We start from the raw sequence: 26162 nt of genomic DNA on the forward strand, positions 1-26162 counted from the left end.
GGGGAGGCTAGGTGGGGGTCGTCGCAGAAAAAACTAATTCGCGTCGAGCGGCTCAGTGCCCACGGCCTTACCCTCACGGCTCAGCGTAATCTTCTCAATTCTTGCTTCCGCCGTCTTGAGCAGCATTTCGCAATGCGCCTTCAGCGCTTCGCCGCGCTCATAGATGGCGATGGATTCAGCTAGCGGCGCGCGGCCGCTTTCGAGCTTTTGCACGATCTGTTCGAGCTGCTCCAAAGCCGCCTCGAAGCTCAGGGCTTTGACGTCATCCGCGTTCATTTCGGCCATGGTGCATCCTACTCGTTAAATCGTCCTGCCGTGCCGCCCATCAGCATGGCGACGTGCTGGCGCACGCCTCCGGCAAGGCCCGTGAGGTCATAGCCACCTTCGAGCAGCGACACAATCCGATTGGCGCAGCGCCTTTCGGCGACATCCATCAACTTCCCCGTGATCCAGGCATAGTCCCCGTCTTCCCATTCGAGCTGGGCCAACGGATCAAGCGCATGAGCATCGAACCCGGCTGAAATGAGGATCATATCCGGCGCGAAATTATCGAGCGCCGGCAGGATCACCTGATTATAGGCTTCGCGCATGGCGAAACCATCGGTTTCGGGTTTGAGCGCCGTGTTGAAAATATTGCCGACCCCGTGCTCGCTCGGGTGCCCCGTGCCGGGAAAGAGCGGCATCTGATGGCTCGAGGCGTAAAAGACGGTTTTGTCGGTCTCGAAAATATCCTGTGTGCCATTGCCGTGATGCACGTCGAAGTCGATGATCGCGACGCGCTCCGCGCCATATTTCCGCTGCGCCTCGCGCGCCACGACGGCCACGGTGTTGATCAGGCAAAAGCCCATCGGCCGATCGATCTCGGCATGGTGCCCCGGCGGGCGAATAGCGCAAAAGCCATTGTCGACCTCGCCGAGCAATACCGCATCAAGCGCTGCCAGCGCCCCGCCGAGCCCGGTCGCCGCCGCAGAGAGAGACTTGGCCGAGATGAACGTATCGCTATCAAGCTGCCCCATGCCCTCGGCGGGTCGCGCCGCGCGAAGCTGGGCCATATAGCGCTCGTCATGCACGAGTTCAGCCAATGTTATGTCGCCATAAGGCGCATCGCGCCGCACCAGCGGCGCAAAATGCTCGTGCGCCAATGCCTCGTTGACCGCAGCGATGCGTTCCGCCCGCTCGGGATGGCCCTGCGGCGTCTGATGGTCGGCAAAATTGGGCTGGCTGACGAGAAGCGTTGTCACTTGTGGCCTTTGGGGTTTTCAGAAAACCGGCATAGCACTTTTCCGTTCCGAATGCGCGCCGCTTGACGCGGGTCTTGCCGCTTGCCAAACACCGCCCATGAGCACCATTCCCGATGACGAGGCTATCGCCACCGCCGCCGCGCGCCTGCGCTCGGGCGGGCTTATCGCTTTCCCCACCGAGACCGTCTATGGCCTCGGCGCCGATGCGACCAATGCCGATGCGGTGCTCTCCATCTACGAAACCAAAGGCCGCCCACGTTTCAATCCATTGATCGCCCATGTCGCCGATCTGGATATGGCCGAAAAGCTCGCCGTGTTTTCCCCGCTCGCGCGAAGATTGGCCGAAAAATTCTGGCCCGGTCCGCTCAGCATCGTCCTGCCGCTACGCCCCGGTCACGGCCTGTCCGATGTCGCCACGGCCGGCCTTGATACCGTCGCGCTGCGCATGCCCGATCATCTGATCGCCCTCGCCTTAATCCGCGCCACCGGAAGACCACTCTCGGCGCCCTCCGCCAACCCTTCCGGAAAACTCTCGCCCACAACAGCCGAACAAGTCACCCGCGGCTTTGCCGGCAAAATCAAGGTGCTGGATGGCGGCCCCTGCCAGGCCGGCGTTGAATCTACCATCGTCGCCGTCGATGGCGAAACCATCATCCAGCTTCGCGCCGGCGCGCTCGCCCGTCGCGACATCGAACAATCCTTTGGCCTGAAAGTCTCCCTAGCCGAACAAGGCGCCAAAATCTCCGCCCCCGGCATGCTCCTCAGCCACTATGCCCCAAACGCCCACATGCGGCTTAACGCAACGCCGCAGCCCGGCGAAGCCTTTCTGGCATTTGGCGATGCGCCGGATTTCCCAGGCGAAATGCGAAACCTCTCTCCTGCCGCAGACCTCCACGAAGCCGCCCGCAACCTTTTCGCGATGCTGCACGAGCTCGACGCCACAGGGGCAACAATGATCGCCGTAGCGCCGATACCGGATGAAGGCTTGGGCGAGGCGATCAACGATCGCCTGCAAAGAGCCGCCGCGCCGCGGGGATAGGGACACGCGCGAGGCGCCCTCACCCGAATTGCATTGCAATTCGACTTCTCCCCCAAAGGGAGAGGTGGGAGAACGTCAAGGTCGCAGAGCGACACCTCTCCCTCAGGGGGAGAGGTCGACGCGAAGCGGCGGGTGAGGGGGCCTTCCTGAGCCACCCGCCACCCCAAAATCCCTAATCCCGAACCTTATAAGGCTTCTGATCCCGCATGAATCGTGCGAGCGCCTCAAGGTCCGGATCCCCGCCAGGCGGCAAGACCACCCGCAGGTTCACATAGAGATCGCTATCGCCATAAAGCCCCTTGTTCTTGAGGCGCAGGGCTTTGGCCGTATCCACCCCGGGCGGCAGGTTCAGTTCCACCGAACCATCAAGCGTCGGCACGCGCACCTTGGCCCCAAGCACCGCTTCATACAGCGTGATCGACACATCGGTGCGCAGGTCATTCCCGTCGCGGCGGAATACCTTTGATTTCTCAAAGCGCACCGTGACCAAAGCGTCGCCTGGCTCGCCAAAGGCATTCGGCGTGCCCTGGCCCTTGAGCCGGATCTGCTGGCCTTCCTCGACTTTTTCGGGAAGCTTTACCGACAGCATCTTGCCCGTCGGCATGCGCACCGGAACCGAAGCCGCCTTGTGCGCGTCTTCGAGCGAAACCGCGACGGTAACAACCACATCGTCGCCCTTCATCCGCGCCTGCGCACCAGCGCCAGCACCGCCAGCGCCCATGCCGCCGGCAAACGGGTCCCATTGTGCGCCGCCAGCGCCCGGCCTTGCGCCGCCCGTCCCGTTTCGGGGCTGGCCGCCAAAGCCGCTCATGAATTCCTTCAAGATGTCTTCGGCCGAAAAGCCTCCCGCGCCAGCGGCACCGGGCCGGGCGCCGCGCGCGCCGCCGCCGAAGCCGCCATTGCCGAAGCCGGCAAAGCGCGGATTGCCGTCGCCATCGATCTCGCCGCGGTCGAATTGGCCGCGCTTTTCGGTGTCGTTCAACAGGTCATAGGCATGGGTCGCCTCGGCGAACTTGTTGTGCGCCGAAGGATCATCCGGATTCTGGTCGGGGTGATATTTCTTGGCCAGCTTGCGATAGGCGGACTTGATGTCCTTCTCGCTTGCGGACCGCGGCACCCCAAGCACGGTGTAAGGATCGCGCATTTGGTCCAATCTATCTGGGTCGGGCGTTGCTTCGCCCACAATTGCAGTCCTATATGGCGACGCCCCATGGCCTTGTCCAGTTTTGCGGGGCGCAAAAGCGCGGGAATATGACGATGTTGCAGACGCTCACCGAACGCCTTTTCGATGATGGCAATCGCGAGGACCTCGATCCCTTTGCCGTTTTCGAGGAATGGTTTGCTTTGGCGCAGGAAAGCGAACCCAACGATCCCCACGCCATGGCCATTGCCAGCGCCGATACCGATGGCCTGCCCGATGTGCGCATGGTGCTGCTCAATGCGCGCGACGAGCGCGGCTTTTGCTTCTTCACCAATTTCGGTTCCGACAAGGGAAGGCAATTGCAGGCCAATCCCAAGGCGGCCGCCGTCTTTCACTGGAAGTCGCTGCGCCGCCAGATCCGCCTCCGTGGCCAAGTCGAAGTCGTCAGCCCGGCTGAAGCCGACGCTTATTTCGCCTCCCGCCATCGCGGCAGCCAGATCGCCTCGGCCGCCTCGCTGCAATCCCGTCCGCTCGAAAACCGCGCTACGCTCGAAAGCCGAGTCGAAGCGCTGACCGCCGAAATCGGCGATGGCCCCGTCATCCGCCCCGATCATTGGTCCGGCTTCCGTATCAAGCCGCTGATGATGGAATTTTGGAAGGACGGCCAATACCGCCTCCACGATCGCGTCCGCTTTACCCGCGAAGCCGTCGACGGAACCTGGCAGAGCAATCGGCTTTATCCCTGATAGTGGGAAGCCGTTCCGTTCAGGGTCGCGAAACACCTTTGCCGTAAACATAGCGCCAGCAAGGGAATGGCCTCTTCGTGCGCATATTGATCAGAACGTCGAAAACGGCAATCTGGGCTCGCCGCTTGGGCAGCCTTGCCATTCCGCTCGTCGTGCTGCCGGTGGCTATGCACCATCTGGGCCTGATCGATTCCCCGAGCTTTCTGATCGTCATGATGGCGGCGCTGGCGGTTTCGGCGCTGGCGGTGCTCGTCGCCGTTTTGGCGCTGATCCGGCTGTGGTTTTCCGGCGATCAGGGTTGGATGAAGGCGCTGTCGGGCCTCTTCCTCGGGCTCATCTGCCTCGCGCCTTTCGGCTACTATGGCTATCTCGCCTATCGCTATCCGCCGGTCACCGATATCGCGACCGTGGCGCGCGGCGAACTGCCGCTGCTCTTCCTGCCCGATACGGCAAAAATGCCGCCGCCCATCCTCCTCACTCCGGACGATCAGGCCCGCATCTTCCCCAATGCGACGACGCGCACCTATCCGCTCGATGTCACCCAGCTCTTCGGCATCGTCGACAAACTCGCCATCGCCCAGGGCTGGGACATCCGCCGCAAGGTCGAGCCGACAGTCGACGCGCCTGGCCGCATCAATGCACGGATCACGACCATTCCCGGCTGGCGCGAAGAAGCGGTTCTTCGTGTGTCCTCAACGCCCGGCGGCGCCAGCGTCGATATGCGCTCGGCCTCGATCAATGCGCCGCACGATTTCGGCTCGAATGGCTCGCGCATCGAAGATTTCATGATCGCGCTCGATAATGAAGTCACGACGCTTCTGCGCGATAACCCAACCGCTAATCAGCCGACGCCCGCCGATGACGACGAACCCGCGCCCGCCGTCGAGGGCGAATAAGGTCTAGCGCTTCCGCACGAATTCGGTGCGGAGGACCAGGCCCTTGATCGCGTCATGGCGGCAATCGATTTCTTCGGGATTGTCAGTCAGCCGGATCGATTTGATCACCGTGCCCTGTTTCAGTGTCTGCCCGGCGCCCTTGACCTCGAGGTCGTTGATCAGCACCACGGCATCGCCATCGGCGAGCACGGTGCCCGACGCATCGCGCACCACGGCCGGGCCCGCCGCAGCAGAACTCACCTCCGAAGCCGGCCGCCATTCGCCTGTCGCTTCGTCATAGATATAGTCGTCATTGTCTTGGGTCATGCCCGGCCTATGGCATTTCGGTGCCGCCGCATCAAGCCGTCAGCACCCGCCGCACCGCATCGTCCCAGCCGGCCACCTTGGCGTCGCGCTCCGCGGCATCCATTTCCGGCTCAAAGCGCTGGTCCCGCGCCCAGCTTGCCGCAAATTCATCCATGCCCGGCCAAACACCGGCCTTCATGCCCGCGAGCCATGCCGCACCCAGCGCCGTCGTTTCCAAAATCGTTGGCCGATCGACCGGTGCATCGAGCACATCGGCGAGAAACTGCATGGTCCAGTCCGAAGCGACCATCCCGCCATCGACGCGCAGCACGGTTTCTTCGTCCGCCGTCCAATCCTTGCGCATGGCTTGAAGCAAGTCCCGCGTCTGGTAGCAAACCGCTTCGAGCGCCGCGCGGGCAATCTCGGCCGGCCCGGTATTGCGGGTAATCCCAAAAATCGCGCCCCGTGCCTCGGCATCCCACCAGGGCGCCCCAAGCCCGACAAAGGCTGGCACCATATAGACGTGCTGGCTCGGGTCCGCCGTCCGCGCCAGCGGCCCGGTTTCGCTCGCATTCTTGACCAGCTTCAGCCCATCGCGGATCCACTGCACCGCCGCGCCCGCAATGAAAATCGAACCTTCGAGCGCATAAGTGGTCTCGCCATTGAGCCGATAGGCAATAGTCGTCAGCAGCCGGTTTTCCGACCGCACCATGTCTTTGCCGGTATTGAGCACCGCAAAGCAGCCCGTGCCATAGGTCGATTTGACCATGCCCGGCTCGAAACAGGCCTGCCCGATCGTCGCCGCATGCTGGTCGCCCGCCACCCCGAGAATCGGGATTTCCGCGCCCAGCAGCGCCTTGTCGGTCACGCCGAAATCATCGGCGCAATCCTTCACCTCCGGCAACAGCGCTGCCGGCACGCCCAGGATATCGAGCAGTTCATCATCCCACTGATTTCGCCCGATATCGAACATCAGCGTCCGCGCCGCATTGGTCGCGTCGGTCGCATGCATCTTGCCCCCTGTCAGGCGCCAGATAAGGAACGTGTCGACCGTGCCAAAAGCCAGCTTGCCTGCCTCCGCCTTTTCCCGCGCCCCATCGACATGCTCGAGCAGCCATTTGACCTTGGTGCCGGAAAAATAGGGGTCGAGCAGCAGGCCGGTGCGCTCGGTAAACAGCGCCTCATGCCCCGCATTGCGCAAATCCGCGCAGATCGAGGACGTGCGCCGATCCTGCCAAACCACGGCATTATGGATCGGCTTGCCCGTCTCTCGGTCCCAGATCACCACCGTCTCGCGCTGATTGGTGATGCCAATGGCCGCGATCGCATCCGCGCCGATCTTGGCTTCGTCGAGCGCCGTCTTGATCGACCAGAGCACAGACTCCCAGATTTCCTCTGGGTCATGCTCCACCCAGCCATCCTGCGGAAAGATCTGCGTAAATTCCTTCTGGCCAACGCCGGCAATTTTTCGCGCGCCGTCGAACACGATCGCCCGGCTCGACGTGGTGCCCTGGTCGATGGCTAGAATGAATTTGGTCACGCTCGTCTCCTCTCGCGAAGCTCTCTTGGCTTCTTGCTTTGCCGCAGTGCCTCAGGCAGCCAAATACTCTTCCAACTTACCCGCAGCCTCGCCGTCAACCCTCAGCCCCAGCTTCGTCCTGCGCCAGAGCACATCCTCGGCTTTCCGCGCCCATTCGTGCTCGACGAGATAATCGACCTCGGCCGCATAAAGGTCAGCCCCAAAATGCTGCCCGAGTTCGCTAACGTTCTTGCGGTCCGCCAGCAAAATCCGCGCCTTGGTCCCGTAAAGCCGCATCAATCGCCGCAAGAATGGTTTCGGCAGGTCCGGATAATCGAGCCCCAGCCGCCGCACTTCCGCGTCAAAACTCTGCGGACCAAAGTCGCCGCCGGGCAGGGTGCTTTTCTTGGTCCAGGCCGGCCGCTTCTTGCCCAAAACATCCTCGATCTTTTCAAGGACTGATTCCGCCAGCCGCCGCGAGGTCGTCAACTTGCCGCCAAAGACGTTGACAACCGCGCCGGTCGCCTTGTCGCCCTCGGTCTTGAGCACATAGTCGCGCGTCGCTTCCTGCGCTTCGCTGGCGCCATCGTCGAACAGCGGCCGCACGCCCGAATAGGTCCAGACGATCTGGTCCTTGGTCACCGGCTGGGCAAAATATTCGCTCGCCGCCGAAAGCAGGTAATCCGTCTCTTCAGCCGAGATTTTCACATCCTTCGGATCGCCCTTATAATCGCGGTCCGTCGTGCCGATCAGGGTGAAATCGTCCTGATAGGGAATGGCGAAAATGATCCGCCCATCGCCATTCTGGAAGATATAGCAGCGGTCGTGATCATAGAGTTTTTTGACGACGATATGGCTGCCCTGAACCAGCCGCACATTATGCGCGCCGTTCTTGCCCATGACGCCATTGATGACGCTATCGACCCATGGACCCGCCGCGTTGACGATCATTTTCGCGCGCACGGTCTGCATGCCATCTTCGCCATCGAGCACGATAGTCCAGGCGCCGTCCTCGCGCCGCGCGCTCGTCACCTTGGTGCGCGCATAGACCTTGGCCCCACGATCTGCCGCGTCGCGCACATTGAGCACCACGAAGCGTGCATCGTCGACCCAGCAATCGGAATATTCAAAGCCCAGGCGATAGCCGGGTTTTAGTGGCTTGCCCGTCGCGTCCCGCGTCAGGTCGAGGGTCTTGGTCGGCGGCAAAAGCTTGCGCCCGCCCATATAGTCGTACATCGCAAGGCCCGTGCGCAGCACGAAGGCAGGCCGCAATCCCTTGTGGTGCGGCAGCACGAAACGGAGCGGCCAGATGATGTGCGGCGCCGCAGCCCAGAGGATTTCGCGCTCCGCCAGCGCTTCATGCACGAGCCGGAATTCGTAATGCTCGAGATAACGCAATCCGCCATGAATGAGCTTGGTCGCCGCCGAGCTGGTGCCCGAGGCAAAATCGTTCATTTCCGCAAGGCCAACGGTATAGCCGCGCCCGACCGCATCGCGCGCCACACTCGCCCCATTGACGCCGCCGCCGATGACGAACAGATCCAGCACCGCATCACTCATGGCCATCTCCTGCATTATGTTTCGTATATAATGCTTTTACTTTCGTTTTAAAACCGAAATTGGTTCGCTTTAACCTGTGAAACTTCCATACAAGTTCGCAGTTGACCCAGGGATTTTGGGAGCGTACGGCTCGCCCAATCCCTGCGCCAGGATCGGCTGGACGAATGCTCGACATCATCTATGTGATCCTGCCCATTTTCGCGTTGATGGCCCTTGGCTATATCGCGGTCTTGCGTCGCCTTTACCCGGCTGAAGGCGTCAAAAGCCTGATCGCTTTCGTGAACAATTTTGCGACACCCTGCCTACTCTTCCACTCGATTTCGACCAGCGATTTCCGCTCGGCCTTCAATCTCTCGATAATCGGGCCGTTCTACCTCGGCGCCTTCGTCTGCTTTGCGCTCGGCATCCTCATCGCCCGTCGCGGCTTCAACAATCGCCCTGGCGAAAGCGTCGCCGTTGGCTTTTCCGGCACCTTTACCAACACAGTGCTTGTCGGCCTCCCCATCATCACCCGCGCCTATGGCTCCGACGCGCTTCCCGTCATCCTCTCCATTATCGGCCTCCATGGCGCGATCCTCCTCACGCTCGGCATGGTCACGATGGAATTGGTCAAGCGCGATGGCCAGCCGCTCGGGAAGACGCTCCTCGTCGCCATGCGCCGCGTCGTCTCCAATCCGCTGATCTGGGGCATTGCCGCGGGGATCATCGGGTCACTGCTTGAAATCCAGCTCATCGAACCCGCCGAAGCCTTCTTTGTCATGATGAGCCAGGCCGTCGTCCCCGCCGCCCTTTTCGGCATTGGCGGGGCCTTGGTCGAATTCAAGCTCTCGGAAAACTGGAAGCAGGCGCTCGTCGCCTCGCTGATCAAACTGATCGTCCACCCCGCCATCGCCTATGTGCTGATGATCTGGGTTTTGCACGTCCCGATGGACATCGCCCGCTACGGCATCTTGCTATCTGCCATGCCGGCGGGGGTGAACATCTACGTCTTCGCAACCTATTACGATCGTGGCGTCAGCGTTGCCACCAACACGATCCTGATTGCCACGGTGCTCTCGGCGCTGACGATTTCGGGGTGGCTGTTTATTCTGGCGCTGTGAGGTTAGTCGAAACACCCCCTCCCAGCCTCCCCCATCAAGGGGAGGTGCCGACCTGTGAAACTGGCAAGATCGCGCCCCAAAACTCGATCCACCACCTCCCCCTAGATGGGGGAGGATGGGAGGGGGGGGGCCACAAACGCGAGCTAAAGTGCTCGCGCGCTATCATCCCGCCTTCAGCGCCCGCTCCGCCAGCCTCACCCAATAGCTTGTCCCCACCGGGATCGCCTCGTCATTGAAATCATACGTATCCGTATGCAATTCCGAGGATTCCCCATTCCCGACGAAAATGTAGGCCCCCGGCCTTTCGTTGAGCATGAAGGAAAAATCCTCCCCGCCCATCGAAGGCGCAACATCGCGATCCACGCGCTCTTCGCCCGAAATTTCCGCCGCGACGTCAGCCGCAAAACTCGCCTCGCGCTCCGAATTGACCGTCACCGGATAGCCGCGCGCATAGCGGATTTCCGCCGTTGCGCCAAAGGCCAGCGCGAGCTGCGGCACCATGTCGTTGAGCCGAGCCTCGATAAAGTCCTGCACCGCGCCATCGAGCGTGCGCACCGTGCCGGTGATCTTGGCGGTCTGGGAAATCACATTGTCCGCTTCCCCGGCCTCGATCATCGTTACGCTCAGAACCGCATTGTCGAGCGGGTCGAGATTGCGCGAAACGATCGTCTGCAGAGCCGTCACCAATTGCGCGGCAACGATGATAGGATCGATCGTCTGCTGCGGCCGCGCCGCATGCCCCCCTTTGCCGGTGATGGTGATGTAAAAGCGATCCGTCGCCGCCATGATGCCGCCGGCGCGGATACCGAAATGTCCGACCGGCATGCCCGGCCAATTGTGCATCCCATAGACTTCGGCAATGTCGAATTTGTCGATCAGCCCGTCATCGATCATCACCTTGCCGCCGCCGCCGCCCTCTTCGGCCGGCTGGAAGATCACCGCAACACGCCCGTCGAAGTTGCGCGTTTCCGCCAGATATTTCGCGGCGCCCAAGAGCATCGCGGTGTGCCCATCATGTCCGCATGCATGCATCTTGCCCGGAATGGTCGAGGCATAGGCAGCGCCGGTCTGCTCCGTGACGGTCAGCGCATCCATGTCGGCGCGCAGCCCAATAGTCCTACCGCTTGAATTGGTTCGGCCATTGATGATGCCGACAACGCCGGTGCGCCCAAGCCCGGTGACGATCTCGTCGACCCCGAACGCTTTGAGCTTTTCCGCAACGATCCCCGCCGTGCGATGCACATCGAACAGCACTTCCGGATGCGCATGCAGATCCCTCCGCCAGGCGGTGATCTCGTCATGAAATTCGGCAATGCGGTTGAGGATAGGCATAAGACTTCCAGAACAATAAACGATGCGACAGTGTCTCTGCCCCAAGGATTGGCGTCAACCACCTTCACCTCTCCCTCGGGGGAGAGGTCGCCGCAACGCGGCGGGTGAGGGGGCCTTCTGACCACTTCCAGATAACACCCCCTCCCAGCCTCCCCCATCAAAGGGGGAGGTGCCGCACCCGTGGGCTGAACTACATCTCGCCCCAAAACTCGATCCAACACCTCCCCTGCATGGGGGAGGAAGGGAGGGGGTGGAGCCCCAAGCGCAAAACCCCTCAGGCACCCCTTTCTAACATTCCCTCCACTACCGAACCGAATTTCCCCATCCGCGCCTTGCCCCATTCGCCCCTTTTTGTCATTGAACCGGCAACTTCGGAGCCGCTCATGAAAATCCTCGTCGCAGTCAAGCGCGTGGTCGACCACAATGTCCGCATCCGCGTCCGTCCCGATGGCACCGGTGTCGAAACCACTGGCGTCCGCATGTCGATGAACCCGTTCTGCAAGCACGCGGTCGAAGCCGCAGTGCAGCTCGCGGAAAAAGGCGATGTCAGCGAAATCGTCATCGTCTCGATTGGCCCGAAGCAGAGCAACGACGTCATCCTCACCGCTCTAGCCATGGGCGCGCATCGCGGCATCCTCGTCGAAACCGATGCCGCACTCGAAACCCTGACAATTGCCAAGCTCCTCGCCAAGGTCGTCGCCGAAGAGCAGCCCGACCTGATCCTTCTCGGCAAGCAGGCCGTCGATGATGACAGCAACCACGTCGGCCAGATGCTCGCGGCCCTGACCAACCGCCCGCAAGCGACCTTCGCCTCCGAAATCGTCGTCAAGGGCGCCGAACTGGAAGTCACCCGCGAAGTCGACTATGGCCGCGAGACCATTTCCGTGCCGCTGCCGGCCGTCGTCACCGCCGACCTCCGCCTCAACACCCCGCGCAATGCCGCACTGCCCATGGTGATGAAGGCGCGCTCAAAACCCCTCGCCGTGCGCCCCGCCACTGAATTCGGCGTCGACCTCGCCCCGCGCCTGAGAACAGAAAAGATATCCCCGCCCACTGAACGCGTTCCTGGCAAGACCGTGGGCTCGGTTTCCGACTTCGCCGCGGCCGTCGCCTCGGAAGTCAACGAGATGGAGGCGCTCTGATGTCGGTTCTCCTGCTTGCCGATCATGACAACGGCGTCCTCTCGCCCGCCACCGCCCGCCTCGTTGCCGCTTCGAGCGCGTTGGGCGTGGTGGACATTCTCGTCGTCGCCGAAAATCCCGCTTCCATTGCTGCGGAAGCTGCAAAAATCGCCGGCGTCCAGAAGGTGATCACCGTCACCGCCACCCCGATTGCCGAAACCATCACCAATTCGCTCGAAGACCTTACTCAACGTTACCGGAATGTTGTCGCAAGTGCGTCCTCTGTGGGCAAGGATGTCATCCCGCGCCTAGCCGCCAAGCTCGATATCCAGCCAGTCACCGACGTCGTCGAAATCCTCGGCCCCAACCGTTTCACCCGCCCGATCTACGCCGGAAATGCCCTCGAAATTGTCGAGGATCCGCAGGCAACCCATCTCCTCACATTCCGCGCCTCGGCGTTCCGCCCCGCCGCCTCTGGCAACACTGCGCCAGTGGAATCGTTAGATATTTCAGTGACTTCCGCGGCAAAATTCCTCGCCGCGCATCGCACTGATAGCGACACGCCCGACCTCGCGACGGCCCAGATCGTCATCGGCGGCGGCGTCTCGGTTGGTTCCGCCGAGGGTTTTCAACTTATTGAAAAGCTTGGCAAAACGCTCGGCGCCGCAGTCGGCGCCACCCGCGCAGCGGTCGATGCCGGCTACGCCCCCAATGATTGGCAGATCGGTCAGACCGGCAAGATCATTGCTCCCGATGTCTATATCGCCATTGGCATTTCCGGCGCGCTGCAGCACCTCGCCGGCATCCAGGGCGCCAGGAAAATCTTCGCCATCAATTCGGACCCCGAAGCCCCATTGGTGAAAATCGCCGATGTGGCACTGATCGGCGATCTCTTTGAAATCGTTCCGCAATTGGTCGCCGAACTCGAGCGTCTCGGCCTAAAGCGCTAGTCGCAATAGATTGCAAAAATCCCCATTCAGCCTATAAAGGCGGCGCTTTCCCACCGGACTTCCAAAAATGTTCGAAACCCTCTCCAAGGCCCCAGGCGACAAGATTCTTGCGCTGATGGGCGAATATGCGGCCGACTCCCGTCCCACCAAGATCGACCTCGGCGTCGGTGTCTACAAGGACGAAAAAGGCGTGACCCCGGTCATGACCTCCGTGCGCAAAGCCGAAGAGAAAATCCTTTCGAACGAAAAAACAAAGACTTACCTCGGCATCGCCGGCAACAAGGGCTTTGGCACCGCGGTACTCGACCTTGTCCTTGGCGATAGCGTCGACCGTTCCCGCGTCCGCATCGCCCAGGCCCCCGGCGGCACCGGGTCGCTTTGGGTCCTGATGCAGCTGATCAATCGCGCTCGCCCCGGCGCCACGGTTTATGTCTCCGATCCGACCTGGGCCAACCACAATCCGATCGCGATCAATTCAGGCCTCAAGGTCGCGACCTATCCCTACTTCGACGCGGCAACCCGCGGTGTAAAATTCGACGAAATGCTTGCGGCGCTTGATAAATTGAGCTCTGGCGACGTCGTGCTGCTCCATGGCTGCTGCCACAACCCGACCGGCGCGAACCTCACAGATGCGCAGTGGGATCAGGTCGCCGACAGCCTCAAGCGCACCGGCGCTCTGCCGTTCGTCGATCTCGCCTATCTCGGCTTTGGCGATGGCATCGAAGCCGATGCCTATGGCACGCGCAAAATCTTATCCACGGTCCCTGAAGCTCTGGTAGCATTCTCGGGTTCGAAGAATTTCGGGCTGTATCGCGAGCGTGTCGGGGCCGCCATCCTCGTTGCCCGCAATGCCGAAGAAGCTGAGGTCACCAATTCGCAGCTTCTCAACATCATCCGCGGCGCCTATTCGCAGCCGCCCGATCATGGCGCGGAAATCATCCGCACCATTCTTGAGGACGCGTCCTTGCGCGCCGAATGGGAATCGGAACTGGCAATCATGCGTAACCGTATGATTTCATTGCGGAAAAAACTATCTGACGCGATCCGCGAACGTTCGAACTCGACCGATTTCGACTTCGTTGCCGAGCATCGAGGCATGTTTTCGCTGCTTGGCCTGACCAATGATGCTGTCGAACATCTTAAGGCCGGAAATGGGGTCTATATGACTGGAGACAGTCGCATCAATGTTGCCGGCATCCCGGAAGATCGCGTCGGCGATCTCGCCGATGCTTTTCTTGGCGCGCTGCGCTGAGCACGGCTTGCGCCGCCCAGCCGCCATGGACTAGCATTCGGCTAAGCCGCCGGAATTGAACGCTTTTAGGAGGGAACGATGAAGTTCTTCGTCGACACTGCAGATACCGCCGCCATCAAGGAACTCAACGAAGCCGGGCTCATCAATGGTGTGACCACCAACCCGTCGCTGATCGCCAAGTCCGGCCGCGACTTCAAGGAAGTGATCAAGGAAATCTGCGGCATCACGCCTGATCCGGTCTCTGCGGAAGTCGCCAGCCTTGAATATGACGGCATGATCGCCGAGGGTGAAGTTCTCGCCAAGATCGCGTCCAACGTCGTCGTTAAGCTGCCGCTGACGCTGAACGGCCTCAAGGCCGCCAAGCACTTCAAGGAAGCCGGCATCAAGACCAACGTCACGCTCTGCTTCTCGGCCAATCAGGCACTCCTCGCCGCCAAGGCCGGCGCCACCTATATCTCGCCCTTCATCGGCCGCCTCGACGACATCAATGCCGATGGCATGGAACTGATCGAAAACATCCGCCAGATCTACGACAACTACCAGTTCGAGACCCAGATCCTGGCCGCTTCGATCCGTACGCCGAACCACGTGACCCTCGCCGCCCTCGCCGGCGCCGATGTCGCGACCATTCCGCCGGACGTGATCAAGAAGCTTGCCAACCACCCGCTGACCAATGCCGGCATCGAAGGCTTCGTCAAGGATTGGGCCGGTACCGGTCAGTCGATCCTCTAAGGGCAACTAATCCATTGATTGACTGCGGAAATTTTCTGCGGTCGCGCTTCAAGACCTCGCCCGCGCACCGCTTGGGTGGGGTCTTTTCTTTTGGGGACCAAGATGGCCGATACCGAACTCGCCGCCCAGATCAAGGCTGCCCTTGCCAATGTGGACGTCCCCGGCGGCGGTGATCTGGCAAGCTATTCTGGCCTTTCCGAAATCATCGTTACCCCCAGCGCCGTGGCCTTCGCTGTTGCCGTTAAACCCGGCATGGAAGCCGCGTTCGGACCGGTCCGCGAATCTGCCCTGACCGCCGCAAAGACCCTATCCGGCGAACGCAAGGTAATGGTCTCCATCACCTCCGAAAAGCAGAATACGCCCAAATTCTCGCATGGTTCGCCACAGCCGCAAGGCAAGACGCGGGTTGATGGCGTGCGCCGCATCATCGCGGTCGGCTCGGGCAAGGGCGGCGTCGGCAAATCCACTACATCGGTCAATCTTGCGCTGTCGCTCGCCGCGGAAGGCCTAAAAGTCGGCATACTCGACGCCGATCTCTACGGTCCCTCGGTCCCCAAACTGCTGGGGATCGAAGGCCGCACGGCTCTGCGCGACGACGGCATTTTTCAACCCCACGAAGCCTTTGGCCTCAAAGTCATGTCGATCGGCTCAATGCTCGTGCCGGGCCAAGCCGTCGTTTGGCGGGGCCCCATGGCCACGTCCGGCCTTCGGCAGTTGCTTCGCGAAACAGACTGGGGCGATCTAGACGTCCTCGTCATCGACCTGCCGCCGGGCACCGGCGACATCAATATCGGCCTTTTCCAGCAGACGATCGTCGATGGCGTCGTCATCGTCTCGACCCCGCAGGACCTCGCCCTGATCGACGCCCAGAAAGCCATAGACATGCTGCGTCGCATGTCCGTGCCGATCCTGGGGCTCATTGAAAACATGAGCTATTTCATCGCCCCCGACACCGGCAATCGCTACGATATCTTTGGCTCTGGCGGTGCCGAACGCGCCGCTGCGCACCTCGAAATCCCTTTCCTCGGCGCCGTACCGCTCGTCATGTCCATCCGGGAAAACTCCGACGCCGGCGTGCCGCCCTTGGTTGCCGAACCGGAGGGAACAGAGGCCGGCGTCTATCGCCAGATTGCGCGGACGCTGATCGCCAAAGCGCAGGCCATCTGACGCCAAAGATCCATGCAATCGATTTATGAAATCGATTGCATGGCATTTCCGAACCGGATATCCGAATTTTGGAACAGGCAGCAGGCCTGAGCGGAGGGGATATGTTCTCGATCGACCGGCGGGATTTTGGGTCTGATTTTACCTTTGGCGTGGCGACGGCGGCCTATCAGATCGAAGGCGGTCAACGCGATGGCCGTGGCTCCTCGATCTGGGATACCTTTGCCGCGACTGCGGGCAATGTGAAAAACGGTGATACGGGTCGCGACGCCTGCAACCATTATGAGCTCTGGCCTCAGGATCTCGATCTCATCCGCGATGGCGGCTTCGGTGCTTATCGCTTTTCCTTCGCTTGGCCCCGGCTCATCCCCGAGGGCACAGGCGCCGTCAACCAGGCCGGTCTCGATTTCTACGATCGCCTGATCGACGGCATGCTTGAGCGCGGCCTGAAACCCTATGCGACACTCTATCATTGGGACCTGCCGTCTACGCTGCAGGATCGCGGCGGCTGGATGAACCGCGATATCGCCAATTGGTTCGCCGATTACGCGACCCTGATTGGTGAAAAATTCGGCGATAGGCTGGCCGCGACTGCGACGATCAACGAACCGTGGTGTGTCGCCTTCCTCAGCCACTATCTCGGCATCCACGCGCCGGGCTATCGCGATATGCGCGCGGCTGCCCGCGCCATGCACCATGTGCTTTATGCCCATGGCACGGCCATCGACGCCCTGCGCGCCACCGGCACAAAAAACCTCGGCATCGTGCTGAACCTTGAAAAATCCGAGCCTGCGACAGACAGCGAAGCCGATAAGGCCGCCTGCAATTTTGGCGATGCGCTGTTCAACCGCTGGTATCTCGGCGGCGTGCTCAAGGGCCAATATCCGAGCGAGATGACTGAATGGCTCGCGCCGTATCTGCCCGCAGATTACCAGTCCGACATGGCCGTCGTGTCGCGCCCGCTCGATTGGCTGGGGATCAATTATTACACCCGCAGCCTCTATAAGGCGTCGAGCGATCCGAGCCGTCCTGTGGAGCAGGTAAAGGGCAATCTCGAACTCACCGATATCGGCTGGGAAATCTACCCCAAGGGCCTGTCCGACCTCCTGGTGCGCGTCTCCAACGAATATACCAAAATCCCGCTCTACGTGACCGAGAACGGCATGGCGGAAGTCGAAGGCGACGACGATCCGCGCCGCGTTCGCTATTATGATGAGCACCTGCAGGCCGTGCTTGCTGCGCGCAATGTCGGCGCCGATGTGCGCGGCTATTTCGCCTGGTCGCTGCTCGACAATTACGAATGGGCAGAAGGCTATGAAAAGCGTTTCGGCCTCGTCCATGTCGATTACGAGACGCAGAAGCGGACCCCCAAGGCGAGCTATCGCGCTTTCCAGGGCATGCTGCACAACACGCGCTAACCGTGTATGGTCCGCGCACTGAATTCCAAGCGCGGGCCTTTTTCATGTCTGAACTCGTCGATCTCCCCGAGTCCCTTTTGCGTCTCGATACTCTCCTGTCCGAAGCAGGCGACGAGTCCATGTTGCTCACCGAGCTGGACGGGTTTTTGTGCGGGCTTGCCGTCGGGCCGGCGCAGATCGGGCGGTCAGAATGGTGGCCGTTCGATTGGCTTGCCGACGAGCGCGGCATGCTCAAGCCGGGCAATGAAGAGATCGAGAGCCTGACCTTCGCGCGCCAGGCCGAGATCGAAGCTGAACTGGCTTCAGATCAATATGCCCCGCTCTACGAAGTCGATGATGAAAGCGACGATATCGTCTGGGAAGCCTGGTTGGCTGGCTTTCAGCAGGCCATGTTCCTGCGCTTCGACGCCTGGGAAGAAATCCTCCGCGATACCGGCGACGATGCGCGTGGCGAAGCGGCCATGGGTCTTGCGACCGGGCTGATGCTGGCGCAGGGCGAGAACGTGCCCGACGACACCGCCGGCGATGAAGAATGGGCCGAATATGACGAAATGCGCGAGGCCATGCCCGAAGTGCTGGCACAGGTCGCTGTGCTGCTCTACCGGCTGCACCGCCAAAACTAGATTTTAGACGAGATCGGGTAGCCGCGCGGCCATCAGCGCTTTGGTGAGGCTGTGTCTAGGATCGGCGAACAGGGTTTTAGGCGACCCGGCTTCGACGATCCTGCCGGCTTCCATCACCATGACACGGTCAGCCATGGCCGCGACCATGTCGAGGTCGTGGCTGATGATCAGATAAGTCAGCCCGAACTGGCTCTGGAGGCGCGCCAGCAAATCGAGCACTGCACCGCGCACCGAGACATCCAGCGCTGAGACGGGCTCATCCAGCACGACAAGTCGCGGCCGCGTCACCACGGCCCGCGCGATGGCGAGGCGCTGACGTTGGCCGCCGGAAAACTCGTGCGGATAGCGGGTCAGCATGGAGGCATCGAGCCCGACCGATTCAATCGCCTCGATCAGCCGCTGCTCGCGGTCAAGCGGGGACAGCTTGGGCAGGAGGCGCAAGGGTTCCGCGAGCGATTTGCCGATCGTCAGCCGCGGATTGAAGCTGCCGAAGGGGTCCTGGAAGACGAGCGATATGTCGCCACGCTTCTCACGGGGCAAGTCAGCGCCATGATAGGGCGTGCCATCGATCGTCATTGTTCCCGAGGTTACGCTGTCGAGGCCGGCAATGACACGGGCGAGGGTTGTCTTGCCGCAGCCCGACGGGCCGACCAGCGCGAGGACCTCGCCGCGCCTGACATCGAAACTGACATCATTGACTGCCATTAGTGGCGGCTGACGCCGGCTAAAAAGGCCATTGCGCGAATAGGCGCGCGTGACTCCCTCGACGCTCAGCAATAAGTCTTGGTCAGACAGATCGTGGTTCGCGCGCGGTGCCATCTGCGTGGCATCGACGAGCGCCTGCGTGTAAGCCGCTTTGGGCCTTCTCAAGACGTCCTCTGTTGGTCCGGTTTCGACCAGTTCGCCCGCCTTCAAGACGGCAACGCGATTGCACAGCGCTGCTACGGCGCGCATGTCGTGGCTGATGAAGATCAGCGTCATCTGTCGCCGGTCGCAGATTTCGGCAATCAAATTCAGCACACGCCGTTGCGTAATGACATCGAGCGCAGAGGTTGGCTCGTCGGCGATTATCAGGTCAGGATCGCTGGCCAGCGCCATGGCGATCATCACGCGCTGGCGCTGACCGCCGGAGAGTTGATGTGGGAAGCGAATGGCGTGGCTGGAGTCGAGGCCAACTTCTTGCAGCAGCGCAGCCACCTCACGTGTGCTGCTGTCTGCGAGATCGAGAGCTTCGTCGATCTGCGCGCCGATGCGCATCAGCGGATTGAGCGCCGTCATCGGCTCTTGGAAAACTATGCCGATGCGGTGGCCGCGAAGGGCCGCCATGGCCCTTTCGTCGGTCGGTAGCAGCTTGCCATCGAAGCGGATCGTGCCGGTTGCTTCTGCCGCATCGGGCAGAAGACCAGTGATCGCCAACGCGGTCAGCGACTTGCCTGAGCCGCTTTCCCCCACGATACCGAAGCGCTCACCGCGTGCGATCTCAAGCGACAGGCCGGAAAGGGCAGGGCGCCCACCAAAGCGGATGGTTAGGTTTTCGATCTCAACCAGCGACACGGCCAACCTCCTGCCGGCGGAGGCGCGGATCGAGAATGTCGCGGAGGCCATCGCCGGCAATATTGAGGGCGATGACGACGGTGGCGATGGCCAGACCCGGGGCGATGCTGAGCCAGGGATGGATCAGGAAAAGGTTCTGCGCATCCCTGAGCATGAGCCCAAGGCTCGTTTCCGACGGCTGGGTGCCAAGCCCGATATAGGAGAATCCAGCTTCGGCCAAAATGCCGACCGAAAGCTGGATCGTCGCCTGCACGATGATAAGACTGGCGATGTTGGGGAGAAGGTGTCGAAGGGCGATTGCGGGTCTGCTGAGACCAGCCAGCCGGGCCGCCGCCACATAATCGAGCGTCGAGATCGTCAGCGCGCCGCCGCGCGCCACTTGGGCGAAGACCGGGATATTGAAAATGCCGATGGCGATAACGGCGTTGGCTGCGCCGGGCCCCATGAGTGTCGCGATCAGAATGGCGATGATGATGGAGGGGAAGGCGAAAGCGAGATCGGAAAACCGCAACACCAGCCATTCTACGGGTCCGCCATAGATGGCTGCTGCAAGCCCAAGCGGGACGCCGATCCCCGCGCCGATGATGATGGCGGTGGCGCCGACGGTAAAACTTGTCAGTGTGCCCGACATGATCAGCGACAGCATATCGCGGCCAAGCTGGTCGGTGCCTAGCCAATGATCCGGGCTGGGCACCGCAAAGCGGCCAGCGATGGATATATCGCCGATCGGATAGGGCGTCCAGACCAGCGACAACAGCCCCAGAAGGGCGAAGGCAAAGCTCGCAGCAAGCCCGAGCATGAGGCCCGGGTGACGCATCCAAGCGGTTCTCATGCGCCGCGCTCCCGCAAGCGCGGATCGACAAAGCCATAGGCGATATCGACGATCAGCATGGTGGCGCTGACGGCAAGGACAAGGATGATCGTCGCGCTGCGCACCAATACCAGATCGCGCTCGGTGACGGCGGTGGCGATCAGCCGGCCGAGGCCGGGGAGGAAGAACACATTCTCGACGATGATCGTGCCGGCGATCAGAAAGGCGAATTGGAGGCCAAGGATCGTCAGCACCGGCAGAAACGCATTGCGGACCCCGTGGCGCCACATGGCCTGCCCGAAGGTCATCCCCTTGGCGCGGGCAGTACGGATGAAATCCTGCGTCGAAACATCGACGAGGGCCGTGCGCATGACCCTCGCCAGGATGGCGGCTTGCGGCAGGGCCAAGGCCAGTCCGGGCAGGAGAAGGCCGCGAAACGCGGCGATCGGGTTTTCGTGCCAAGGCGTGAAACCACCGGTCGGCAGCCAGCGCAAGGTGACGGCAAAGAGCAGTGTCAGCAGCATGCCGAACCAGAAATTGGGCACGGCGACGCCGGCCTGGGCGATGACCATGAGGATGGTATCAAGCGGCTTGCCGCGATGCATGGCGGCCAATATTCCAAGCGGCAGGCCAATGACGATCGACACCACCATGGCAAAGAGCGTGAGAGGCAGAGTGACGGCCATGCGCGCGGCAATGAGATCCGCCACGGGGAGTTTCTGGGTCTGAGACATGCCGAAATCGCCACGAAACATGTCCAAGAGCCAATTGCCGAAACGGAGGATGGCCGGATCGTCGAGCCCCATCTGCAGGCGCAGCGCCGCGACGGATTCGGGTGTTGCATTGATGCCGAGGATGAAGCGGGCGGGGTCGCCGGGCAGTAGATCGAGCAGCAGGAAAATGACGGCGGTAGCGATGAGGAGGGTGACGAGAAAGCCGAGGACGCGGCGAAGGATGTAGAAGGTCATGGGTAAGAAAACCCCCACCCAACCTCCCCCTGGTAGGGGGAGGGGCGGCCCGGTGATTGCCTAAAGCCGCGATGAAGTCCCTCCCCCCAACGGGGGGAGGCTAGGTGGGGGGCTTGAGGCCCAAAAGCCTTATTCAACCCAATGCACGTCGCGCAGGACCACACCTTCGACGGGAGCATTCTGCCACATGCCGTCGAGCTTGGCGTTCCAGACGCCGGTCTGGGCCAGCTCGAAGAGGTAGCCGTTGACCGCATCCTTGGCGATGATGGTCTGCATTTCCTGGGCCAGTTCCTTGCGCTTGGCCTCGTCGGTCGTGGCATTGAGCGTCTCGTTGAGGGCCTGGAACTCTGGATTGTTATAGCCGAAGTAGTAGTCGGGATTGGCATAGATGCCAATGTCGAAGGGCTCGACATGGCTGATGAGCGTCAGATCGAAGTCCTTGTTGGCAAAGACGTCTTCGAGCCACTGCGCCCATTCCATGTTGATGAGTTCGAGCTTGATGCCGATCTTGGCAAAATCGCTGGCGATGATCTGACCCGAAACGGTGGCGTAATTGACCGGCGGCAGTTTGAGCGTCGCCGAAAATCCATCGGGATAGCCGGCTTGGGCCAGCAGTTCCTTGGCCTTGTCGAGGTCGAAAGGGTAGGTGTTGGTCAGGTCGATATAATAGGGATTGTGCGGCGCAAAATGGCTGCCGATGGGAACGCCATAACCATAGGTCGCGCCATCGATGATTTCCTGGCGATTGATGGCATGGGCCATTGCCTGGCGCACTTCGAGCTTGTTGAACGGCTCTTTGGCATTGTTGGTCGAAAGGATCGTCTCGCCTTCGGTCGTGCCGACCAGAACCTTGAACTGCGGGTTGTTTTCAAAGACGGGCAGCGCTTCGGCCGAGAAGTTGTAGGTGCCGTCCACATCGCCAGCGAGCAGCGCATTGGTCATTGTCGCCATATCGCTGATGAAGACATAGGTCGCCTTGGTCAGTGCAGGCTTCTCACCCCAATAGGGGCCGTATTGCTCGAGAATGACGCGGCTGCCGCGATCCCATTGCACGAAGGCGAACGGCCCCGTGCCGATCGGCTGGGTGGTGTTGTTCTCGGCGCTCTCTGGCGCCACAATCACAGCGTCGCCGCGACCGATATTGAAGAGGAAGAGCCCATCGGGCCGCGACAGCTTGATTTCGACGGTCAGCGGATCGACGACTGTGACGCTCTCGATGGCTTCATAAAGCGCCTTCTGTGCATTGACGCTGTTTTCCGCGAGGATGCGATCGAAAGTGAACTTGACGTCTTCGGCGTCAAAACTCGTGCCGTCGTGGAAGGTCACGCCGTCATGGAGCTTGAAATCATAGGTGAGACCATCCTCGCTTATGGTCCATTCCGAAGCGAGGCCGGGCTGTACGGCGCCGTTCTGGTCGATACGGGTCAAACCCTCGAAAACGTTCTGGTAGACAACCACGTCGATGGCCTCGGCAGCGCCCGCGGTCGGGTCAAGGGCGGGTGGCTCGAGTGGCGCGCCGACGCGGATCTCGGTGGATTGCGCCATGGCAAGGCTGGTGGCCAACAGCAAACCGGCACTGGCCAGCGCGAGGGATTTGGTCACTCTCATATTTGTCTCCCAGAGGTCGGACGCAGTCCCGCGCCCCGCGGCTAGGTATAGGCAAACTTGCCGCGCCATGCACGCGCATACCGGGCTAAAGTTTTTGCTTCAGAGCCCTGCGTTTAGGACAAACGACTTCAGTTCGGCTCAAGTGGCGAGCGGTCGATGAGATCGGCAGGAATACGGAGGGTAAAAAGCACACCGCTTTCCCCCGCCGGATCGACCGAAAGCGACACGGTATTGACCGCGAGCAGCGAGCGCGTCAACGCCAGGCCAACGCTTGAGCGGACGGGAGCAAGGGCTTGGCCGGTGCGGCTGAGACCATCGCGGAACACAACGAAGCGCTCCGCCATATCGACACCGTGGTTGGAGTTGTCGCGCACGTGGATGGCGATGCCATCATCATCAAGGCGCTGGGCAGAGATGACGACCGTGCTGCCCACCGGGCTTTGATCGATGGCGCTGGCGAGAAGATTGAGCACAGCTTGGGTCAACGAGGCGCGATCGGCCGTGACGCGCGGCAGCGTCTCCGAAATCGCATTGCGCAGGATGATCCGGCCGGCATTGGCCTGGTTGCGGATGCGCAGCACGCAGGTTTCGAGCAGTTCCGTGAGGTCGAGACTGGCGCGCTCGGCGAGATATTTTCCATCGCGAAGCCGCGCATAGTCTTCGAGCTCATCGACCAAAGCGGCGATGTCACTGCCAGCGGCCGCGATGTCATCGGCATAGGTCTGGTAGCGCTCGTCGCCGAGTTCGCCAAAAGCCTTGCCGCGCAGCAGTTCGGCAAAGCCGATTATTGTATTAAGGGGCCGGCGTACCCCGCGGCTGATGCGCGCCAGAAGCGCGGGATCGGCGTCCGATCCGCCCGAAACCCGCCGCGGCACGACACTGCGCGGGCGCACGAAGGCGAAGTAGCCGCTGACGGTGCCGGCCTGACCTTGGGCAAAAAGGATGATCTCCGATTTTCCATTGGCCGATTGCAGCAGGATCGAGGGGCGCTCTGTCTCGGCAAACCGTGCCGGCCGCTCGAGGAAAGCGCGCAGCGCGATGCTGTCTTCGGGCAGCGTGAGTTCTGATAGCGTCTTGCCGAGCACGGTGGTACCATCGGCCAAAGCGGCAATGGCCGAGGGATCGGCTGCGCGCACGACGCCAGCGCGGCTGGCTTCGATAAAGCCATCGCCACGCAGCTCGGCAAATGCTTTGGCAAAGGCGCGGACCGCGTCTTCATGCCCGGTGCGCACTTCGGTTGCGCTGGCCGAAAGCATGAGCGCCGGCCGCCCCTGCCAGGATGTCGATTGAAGGCGCGCGGTCACGGGCACCAAGGTGCCATCCTGCTGCACCAGATGATTGACCGGCCCGGCGCTTTCCTCGCCGCTGCTGGCGGGAAAAACCGCAGTCAGCCCTGCCCGCCGCAGCGACTCGACCGATTCGTAGCCGATCATTTCGGTGATGGCGCGATTGGCAAAAAGGATCTGCTGGTCGCGGAAAACCAGGATGCCGAGGGGCAGACGGTTGAGAACGAGCGCTTCGCCGCCAAGATTGACCAGCGAGCCTGTGGATGCCGCAGGTGCAACCTCCTGACCGGCTTGAGGCTGCACGGCGTTCCGCTCGCCCAACCCGACGCGGTCATTCAGAATGCGCGACAGCTCATCGAAATTATAACGCGAAACGCGCTCGACCAAATCTGGCGCAGTTCCCGGCGGAAAGAGCGCATCGTCTTCGACGGGCGCGGCAGGGGGCGGCGCTTCGGCCAGGGTGGGCAATTCGCTGGCCTTGAAGCCGCGACCGGTGATCTTGAATAGCGTGGGCGCGGGGGCTTCCGCCGCAGCCGGTTCGACTGCGTTTTGGTCGGTGAACGCCTCGGGTGGTGTGTCATCGTCTTCGCCGAGCGGGGTATAGAGGTCTTCGTCTGCCGCAAGGCGATCGACCAGCGCCGTCAGGCTGCGGAAAAGCGGCCGTTCGTCGTCGTTCGGGGCCGGTGGAACGTCCGTTGACGGTTCAACTGCGTCCTCGTCGAAATCTTCATCCTTCACCGGCGCAAAAACCGGCTCTTCCGGTGGCGGGGCGTAGACGGATTCCGGATCGGCCTCCTGCCAATTATGCAGTTCATGACGATAGGCATCGTCCGGCTCGATCGGCGCGTGAGCGGCACCCGGTGTCTCATCGATCGGTTCTTCGATGGCGCCCACCGCGTCTTGATCGTCTTGCGAAGGGTCTGCTTCGCCGGCCGCCGTGTCTACTACAACAGCAGGAGCCGGCGCCTCCGGCTCGGGCTGAATTTCGAACTGAATAGCGGGCTCATCCGCAATTTCAGGCTCTTCCGGCGCAATGGAAATCTGGTTGCGCTCAGCAACCACCTGCAGGATCGCTTCGTCGACCGCATCGACGGCGACGATCAGCAGCGACAACTCTTCGCCATCGAGCAAAATCGGCGTCGTGGCGCAGGTGGCGGAGGCCGGCTTGTCGCCAGCATCGAATTGAATACGCGCGAGGCTGGTGCGGCCGGGCGAGCCAAGGCGGATGGTCCGTGCGACCTGTCCCTTGAGCGGCACGGCCAGGGGCGCAAGTTTCAACCCGCTTTTCTTGATCTTGGCGAGGAAGAGGTTTGCTGCCGAATTCGACCAGATCAGCCGCTGGCCGTCGCCCGACCAAAGCCATGCCGGCCGCGGATCGTGTGCGTGCTGCAGCACCCGGCGGGCATTCGGCGATGTGGTCCACTCGGCATTCATAGACAGCGTATAAGGGCCAATTTTGTTTGTACCAGTTTGGCACAAATTTTTCGGGGTTCTTTAAGTGTTCTTCATTATCGTGCCGCTGGAAACGAATCCAGCCCATGGCACGCATCGCGCCCATTCAATCCTCGTCATGGTTAAACGGCAGGTGCTAACGAATGGTCACAGCGGCTTCCCAATCGTGATCGAAAGGGAGTTTGAGCGACTGTCCACAGGCCTAAAATCGGTGCTTGTCATTCCGCAAAACTCGACCTATGTTCCGCGCGGTTTCGACAGGCGACGCTTTTCCCGCCATGTCATGAGCCGCCTTAGCTCAGTTGGTTAGAGCGCTAGATTGTGGATCTAGAGGTCCTCGGTTCGATCCCGAGAGGTGGTACCA

24 protein-coding genes and 1 tRNA gene are annotated in these 26162 nt (G+C 61.4%); 13 read left to right on the forward strand and 12 right to left on the reverse strand.

Annotated features, from left to right (window positions below):
• Positions 1-33 precede the first annotated feature (33 nt).
• The gene (locus tag ASE94_RS04685) at positions 34-285 is read right to left on the reverse strand and encodes an exodeoxyribonuclease VII small subunit (RefSeq protein ID WP_061907722.1); all 252 of its coding nucleotides are present in this window, start codon (positions 283-285) and stop codon (positions 34-36) included.
• An 8-nt stretch (positions 286-293) separates the two neighbouring features.
• Complete coding sequence (locus ASE94_RS04690; RefSeq protein ID WP_062629398.1) at positions 294-1241, reverse strand: histone deacetylase family protein; 948 nt, start codon at positions 1239-1241, stop codon at positions 294-296.
• A 97-nt stretch (positions 1242-1338) separates the two neighbouring features.
• Between ASE94_RS04690 and ASE94_RS04695 the strand changes: the two genes are divergently transcribed.
• Complete coding sequence (locus tag ASE94_RS04695) at positions 1339-2280, forward strand: L-threonylcarbamoyladenylate synthase (RefSeq protein ID WP_062629399.1); 942 nt, start codon at positions 1339-1341, stop codon at positions 2278-2280.
• Positions 2281-2452: 172 nt separating this feature from the next.
• Here the strand turns inward: ASE94_RS04695 and ASE94_RS04700 are convergent, their stop codons facing one another.
• Entirely contained in the window at positions 2453-3424 is a 972-nt protein-coding gene (locus ASE94_RS04700; RefSeq protein ID WP_062629400.1) for a DnaJ C-terminal domain-containing protein, read from the reverse strand.
• Positions 3425-3537: 113 nt separating this feature from the next.
• Between ASE94_RS04700 and pdxH the strand changes: the two genes are divergently transcribed.
• Positions 3538-4167 carry a pyridoxamine 5'-phosphate oxidase gene (pdxH, locus tag ASE94_RS04705; RefSeq protein ID WP_062629437.1) on the forward strand — a complete coding sequence of 210 codons (630 nt, stop codon included), beginning with the start codon at positions 3538-3540 and terminating at the stop codon, positions 4165-4167.
• A gap of 77 nt (positions 4168-4244) precedes the next feature.
• Positions 4245-5063 carry a DUF1499 domain-containing protein gene (locus ASE94_RS04710; RefSeq protein ID WP_156351854.1) on the forward strand — a complete coding sequence of 273 codons (819 nt, stop codon included), beginning with the start codon at positions 4245-4247 and terminating at the stop codon, positions 5061-5063.
• Positions 5064-5066: 3 nt separating this feature from the next.
• Here the strand turns inward: ASE94_RS04710 and ASE94_RS04715 are convergent, their stop codons facing one another.
• The 3 genes from ASE94_RS04715 to glpD are packed head-to-tail and all read right to left on the reverse strand — an operon-like array spanning position 5067 to position 8427.
• Complete coding sequence (locus ASE94_RS04715) at positions 5067-5369, reverse strand: alkylphosphonate utilization protein (RefSeq protein WP_062629402.1); 303 nt, start codon at positions 5367-5369, stop codon at positions 5067-5069.
• Positions 5370-5400: 31 nt separating this feature from the next.
• Positions 5401-6888 carry a glycerol kinase GlpK gene (gene glpK, locus ASE94_RS04720; RefSeq protein WP_062629403.1) on the reverse strand — a complete coding sequence of 496 codons (1488 nt, stop codon included), beginning with the start codon at positions 6886-6888 and terminating at the stop codon, positions 5401-5403.
• Positions 6889-6939: 51 nt separating this feature from the next.
• Entirely contained in the window at positions 6940-8427 is a 1488-nt protein-coding gene (gene glpD / locus ASE94_RS04725; protein ID WP_062629438.1) for a glycerol-3-phosphate dehydrogenase, read from the reverse strand.
• Between the two features lie 164 nt (positions 8428-8591).
• Here glpD and ASE94_RS04730 point away from each other — a divergent pair, with 164 nt between their 5' ends.
• Positions 8592-9527 carry an AEC family transporter gene (locus ASE94_RS04730; protein WP_062629404.1) on the forward strand — a complete coding sequence of 312 codons (936 nt, stop codon included), beginning with the start codon at positions 8592-8594 and terminating at the stop codon, positions 9525-9527.
• Between the two features lie 162 nt (positions 9528-9689).
• Here ASE94_RS04730 and ASE94_RS04735 read toward each other — a convergent pair whose 3' ends face one another.
• Positions 9690-10859 (reverse strand): M20 aminoacylase family protein, encoded by a 1170-nt coding sequence (locus tag ASE94_RS04735; RefSeq protein WP_062629405.1) that lies wholly within the window; start codon positions 10857-10859, stop codon positions 9690-9692.
• 383 nt (positions 10860-11242) lie between these two features.
• On the opposite strand from ASE94_RS04735, the gene ASE94_RS04740 reads away from it, so the two are divergent.
• The 7 genes from ASE94_RS04740 to ASE94_RS04770 all read left to right on the forward strand — a co-directional run bounded on the left by ASE94_RS04740 (position 11243) and on the right by ASE94_RS04770 (position 18119).
• The gene (locus ASE94_RS04740; protein WP_062629439.1) at positions 11243-12001 is read left to right on the forward strand and encodes an electron transfer flavoprotein subunit beta/FixA family protein; all 759 of its coding nucleotides are present in this window, start codon (positions 11243-11245) and stop codon (positions 11999-12001) included.
• Entirely contained in the window at positions 12001-12930 is a 930-nt protein-coding gene (locus ASE94_RS04745; protein WP_062629406.1) for an electron transfer flavoprotein subunit alpha/FixB family protein, read from the forward strand. Before ASE94_RS04740 ends, ASE94_RS04745 begins: the two co-directional genes overlap by 1 nt.
• Positions 12931-12997: 67 nt before the next feature.
• Entirely contained in the window at positions 12998-14182 is a 1185-nt protein-coding gene (locus ASE94_RS04750) for an amino acid aminotransferase (RefSeq protein ID WP_062629407.1), read from the forward strand.
• 78 nt (positions 14183-14260) lie between these two features.
• Positions 14261-14914, forward strand: coding sequence for a fructose-6-phosphate aldolase (gene fsa, locus ASE94_RS04755; RefSeq protein WP_062629408.1), 654 nt, complete (start codon positions 14261-14263; stop codon positions 14912-14914).
• Positions 14915-15016: 102 nt separating this feature from the next.
• Positions 15017-16081, forward strand: coding sequence for an Mrp/NBP35 family ATP-binding protein (locus ASE94_RS04760; protein WP_062629409.1), 1065 nt, complete (start codon positions 15017-15019; stop codon positions 16079-16081).
• Positions 16082-16182: 101 nt separating this feature from the next.
• Entirely contained in the window at positions 16183-17496 is a 1314-nt protein-coding gene (locus ASE94_RS04765; protein ID WP_062629410.1) for a GH1 family beta-glucosidase, read from the forward strand.
• A 44-nt stretch (positions 17497-17540) separates the two neighbouring features.
• On the forward strand, positions 17541-18119 hold the full coding sequence (locus tag ASE94_RS04770) for a UPF0149 family protein (RefSeq protein ID WP_156351857.1): 579 nt from the start codon (positions 17541-17543) through the stop codon (positions 18117-18119).
• Between the two features lie 3 nt (positions 18120-18122).
• On the opposite strand, the gene ASE94_RS04775 is transcribed toward ASE94_RS04770, so the two are convergent.
• The 5 genes from ASE94_RS04775 to ASE94_RS04795 all read right to left on the reverse strand — a co-directional run bounded on the left by ASE94_RS04775 (position 18123) and on the right by ASE94_RS04795 (position 25741).
• Positions 18123-19673: an ABC transporter ATP-binding protein gene (locus ASE94_RS04775; protein ID WP_062629440.1), complete on the reverse strand. Its 1551-nt coding sequence runs from the start codon at positions 19671-19673 to the stop codon at positions 18123-18125.
• Positions 19660-20505 carry an ABC transporter permease gene (locus ASE94_RS04780; protein ID WP_200913590.1) on the reverse strand — a complete coding sequence of 282 codons (846 nt, stop codon included), beginning with the start codon at positions 20503-20505 and terminating at the stop codon, positions 19660-19662. The genes ASE94_RS04775 and ASE94_RS04780 overlap by 14 nt, the downstream gene beginning before the upstream one ends.
• Positions 20502-21452 carry an ABC transporter permease gene (locus ASE94_RS04785; RefSeq protein WP_062629412.1) on the reverse strand — a complete coding sequence of 317 codons (951 nt, stop codon included), beginning with the start codon at positions 21450-21452 and terminating at the stop codon, positions 20502-20504. Before ASE94_RS04785 ends, ASE94_RS04780 begins: the two co-directional genes overlap by 4 nt.
• Positions 21453-21581: 129 nt before the next feature.
• Positions 21582-23060 (reverse strand): ABC transporter substrate-binding protein, encoded by a 1479-nt coding sequence (locus tag ASE94_RS04790; protein WP_062629413.1) that lies wholly within the window; start codon positions 23058-23060, stop codon positions 21582-21584.
• A gap of 128 nt (positions 23061-23188) precedes the next feature.
• Complete coding sequence (locus tag ASE94_RS04795; protein ID WP_162236044.1) at positions 23189-25741, reverse strand: HAMP domain-containing sensor histidine kinase; 2553 nt, start codon at positions 25739-25741, stop codon at positions 23189-23191.
• A gap of 103 nt (positions 25742-25844) precedes the next feature.
• Here ASE94_RS04795 and ASE94_RS20565 point away from each other — a divergent pair, with 103 nt between their 5' ends.
• Together ASE94_RS20565 and ASE94_RS04800 are read left to right on the forward strand one after the other, a co-directional pair.
• Positions 25845-26108 (forward strand): hypothetical protein, encoded by a 264-nt coding sequence (locus tag ASE94_RS20565; RefSeq protein WP_082460918.1) that lies wholly within the window; start codon positions 25845-25847, stop codon positions 26106-26108.
• Positions 26086-26162 (forward strand) — tRNA-His (locus ASE94_RS04800). Before ASE94_RS20565 ends, ASE94_RS04800 begins: the two co-directional genes overlap by 23 nt.

It is taken from the genome of Devosia sp. Leaf64 (assembly GCF_001421945.1).
Lineage (GTDB): Bacteria > Pseudomonadota > Alphaproteobacteria > Rhizobiales > Devosiaceae > Devosia.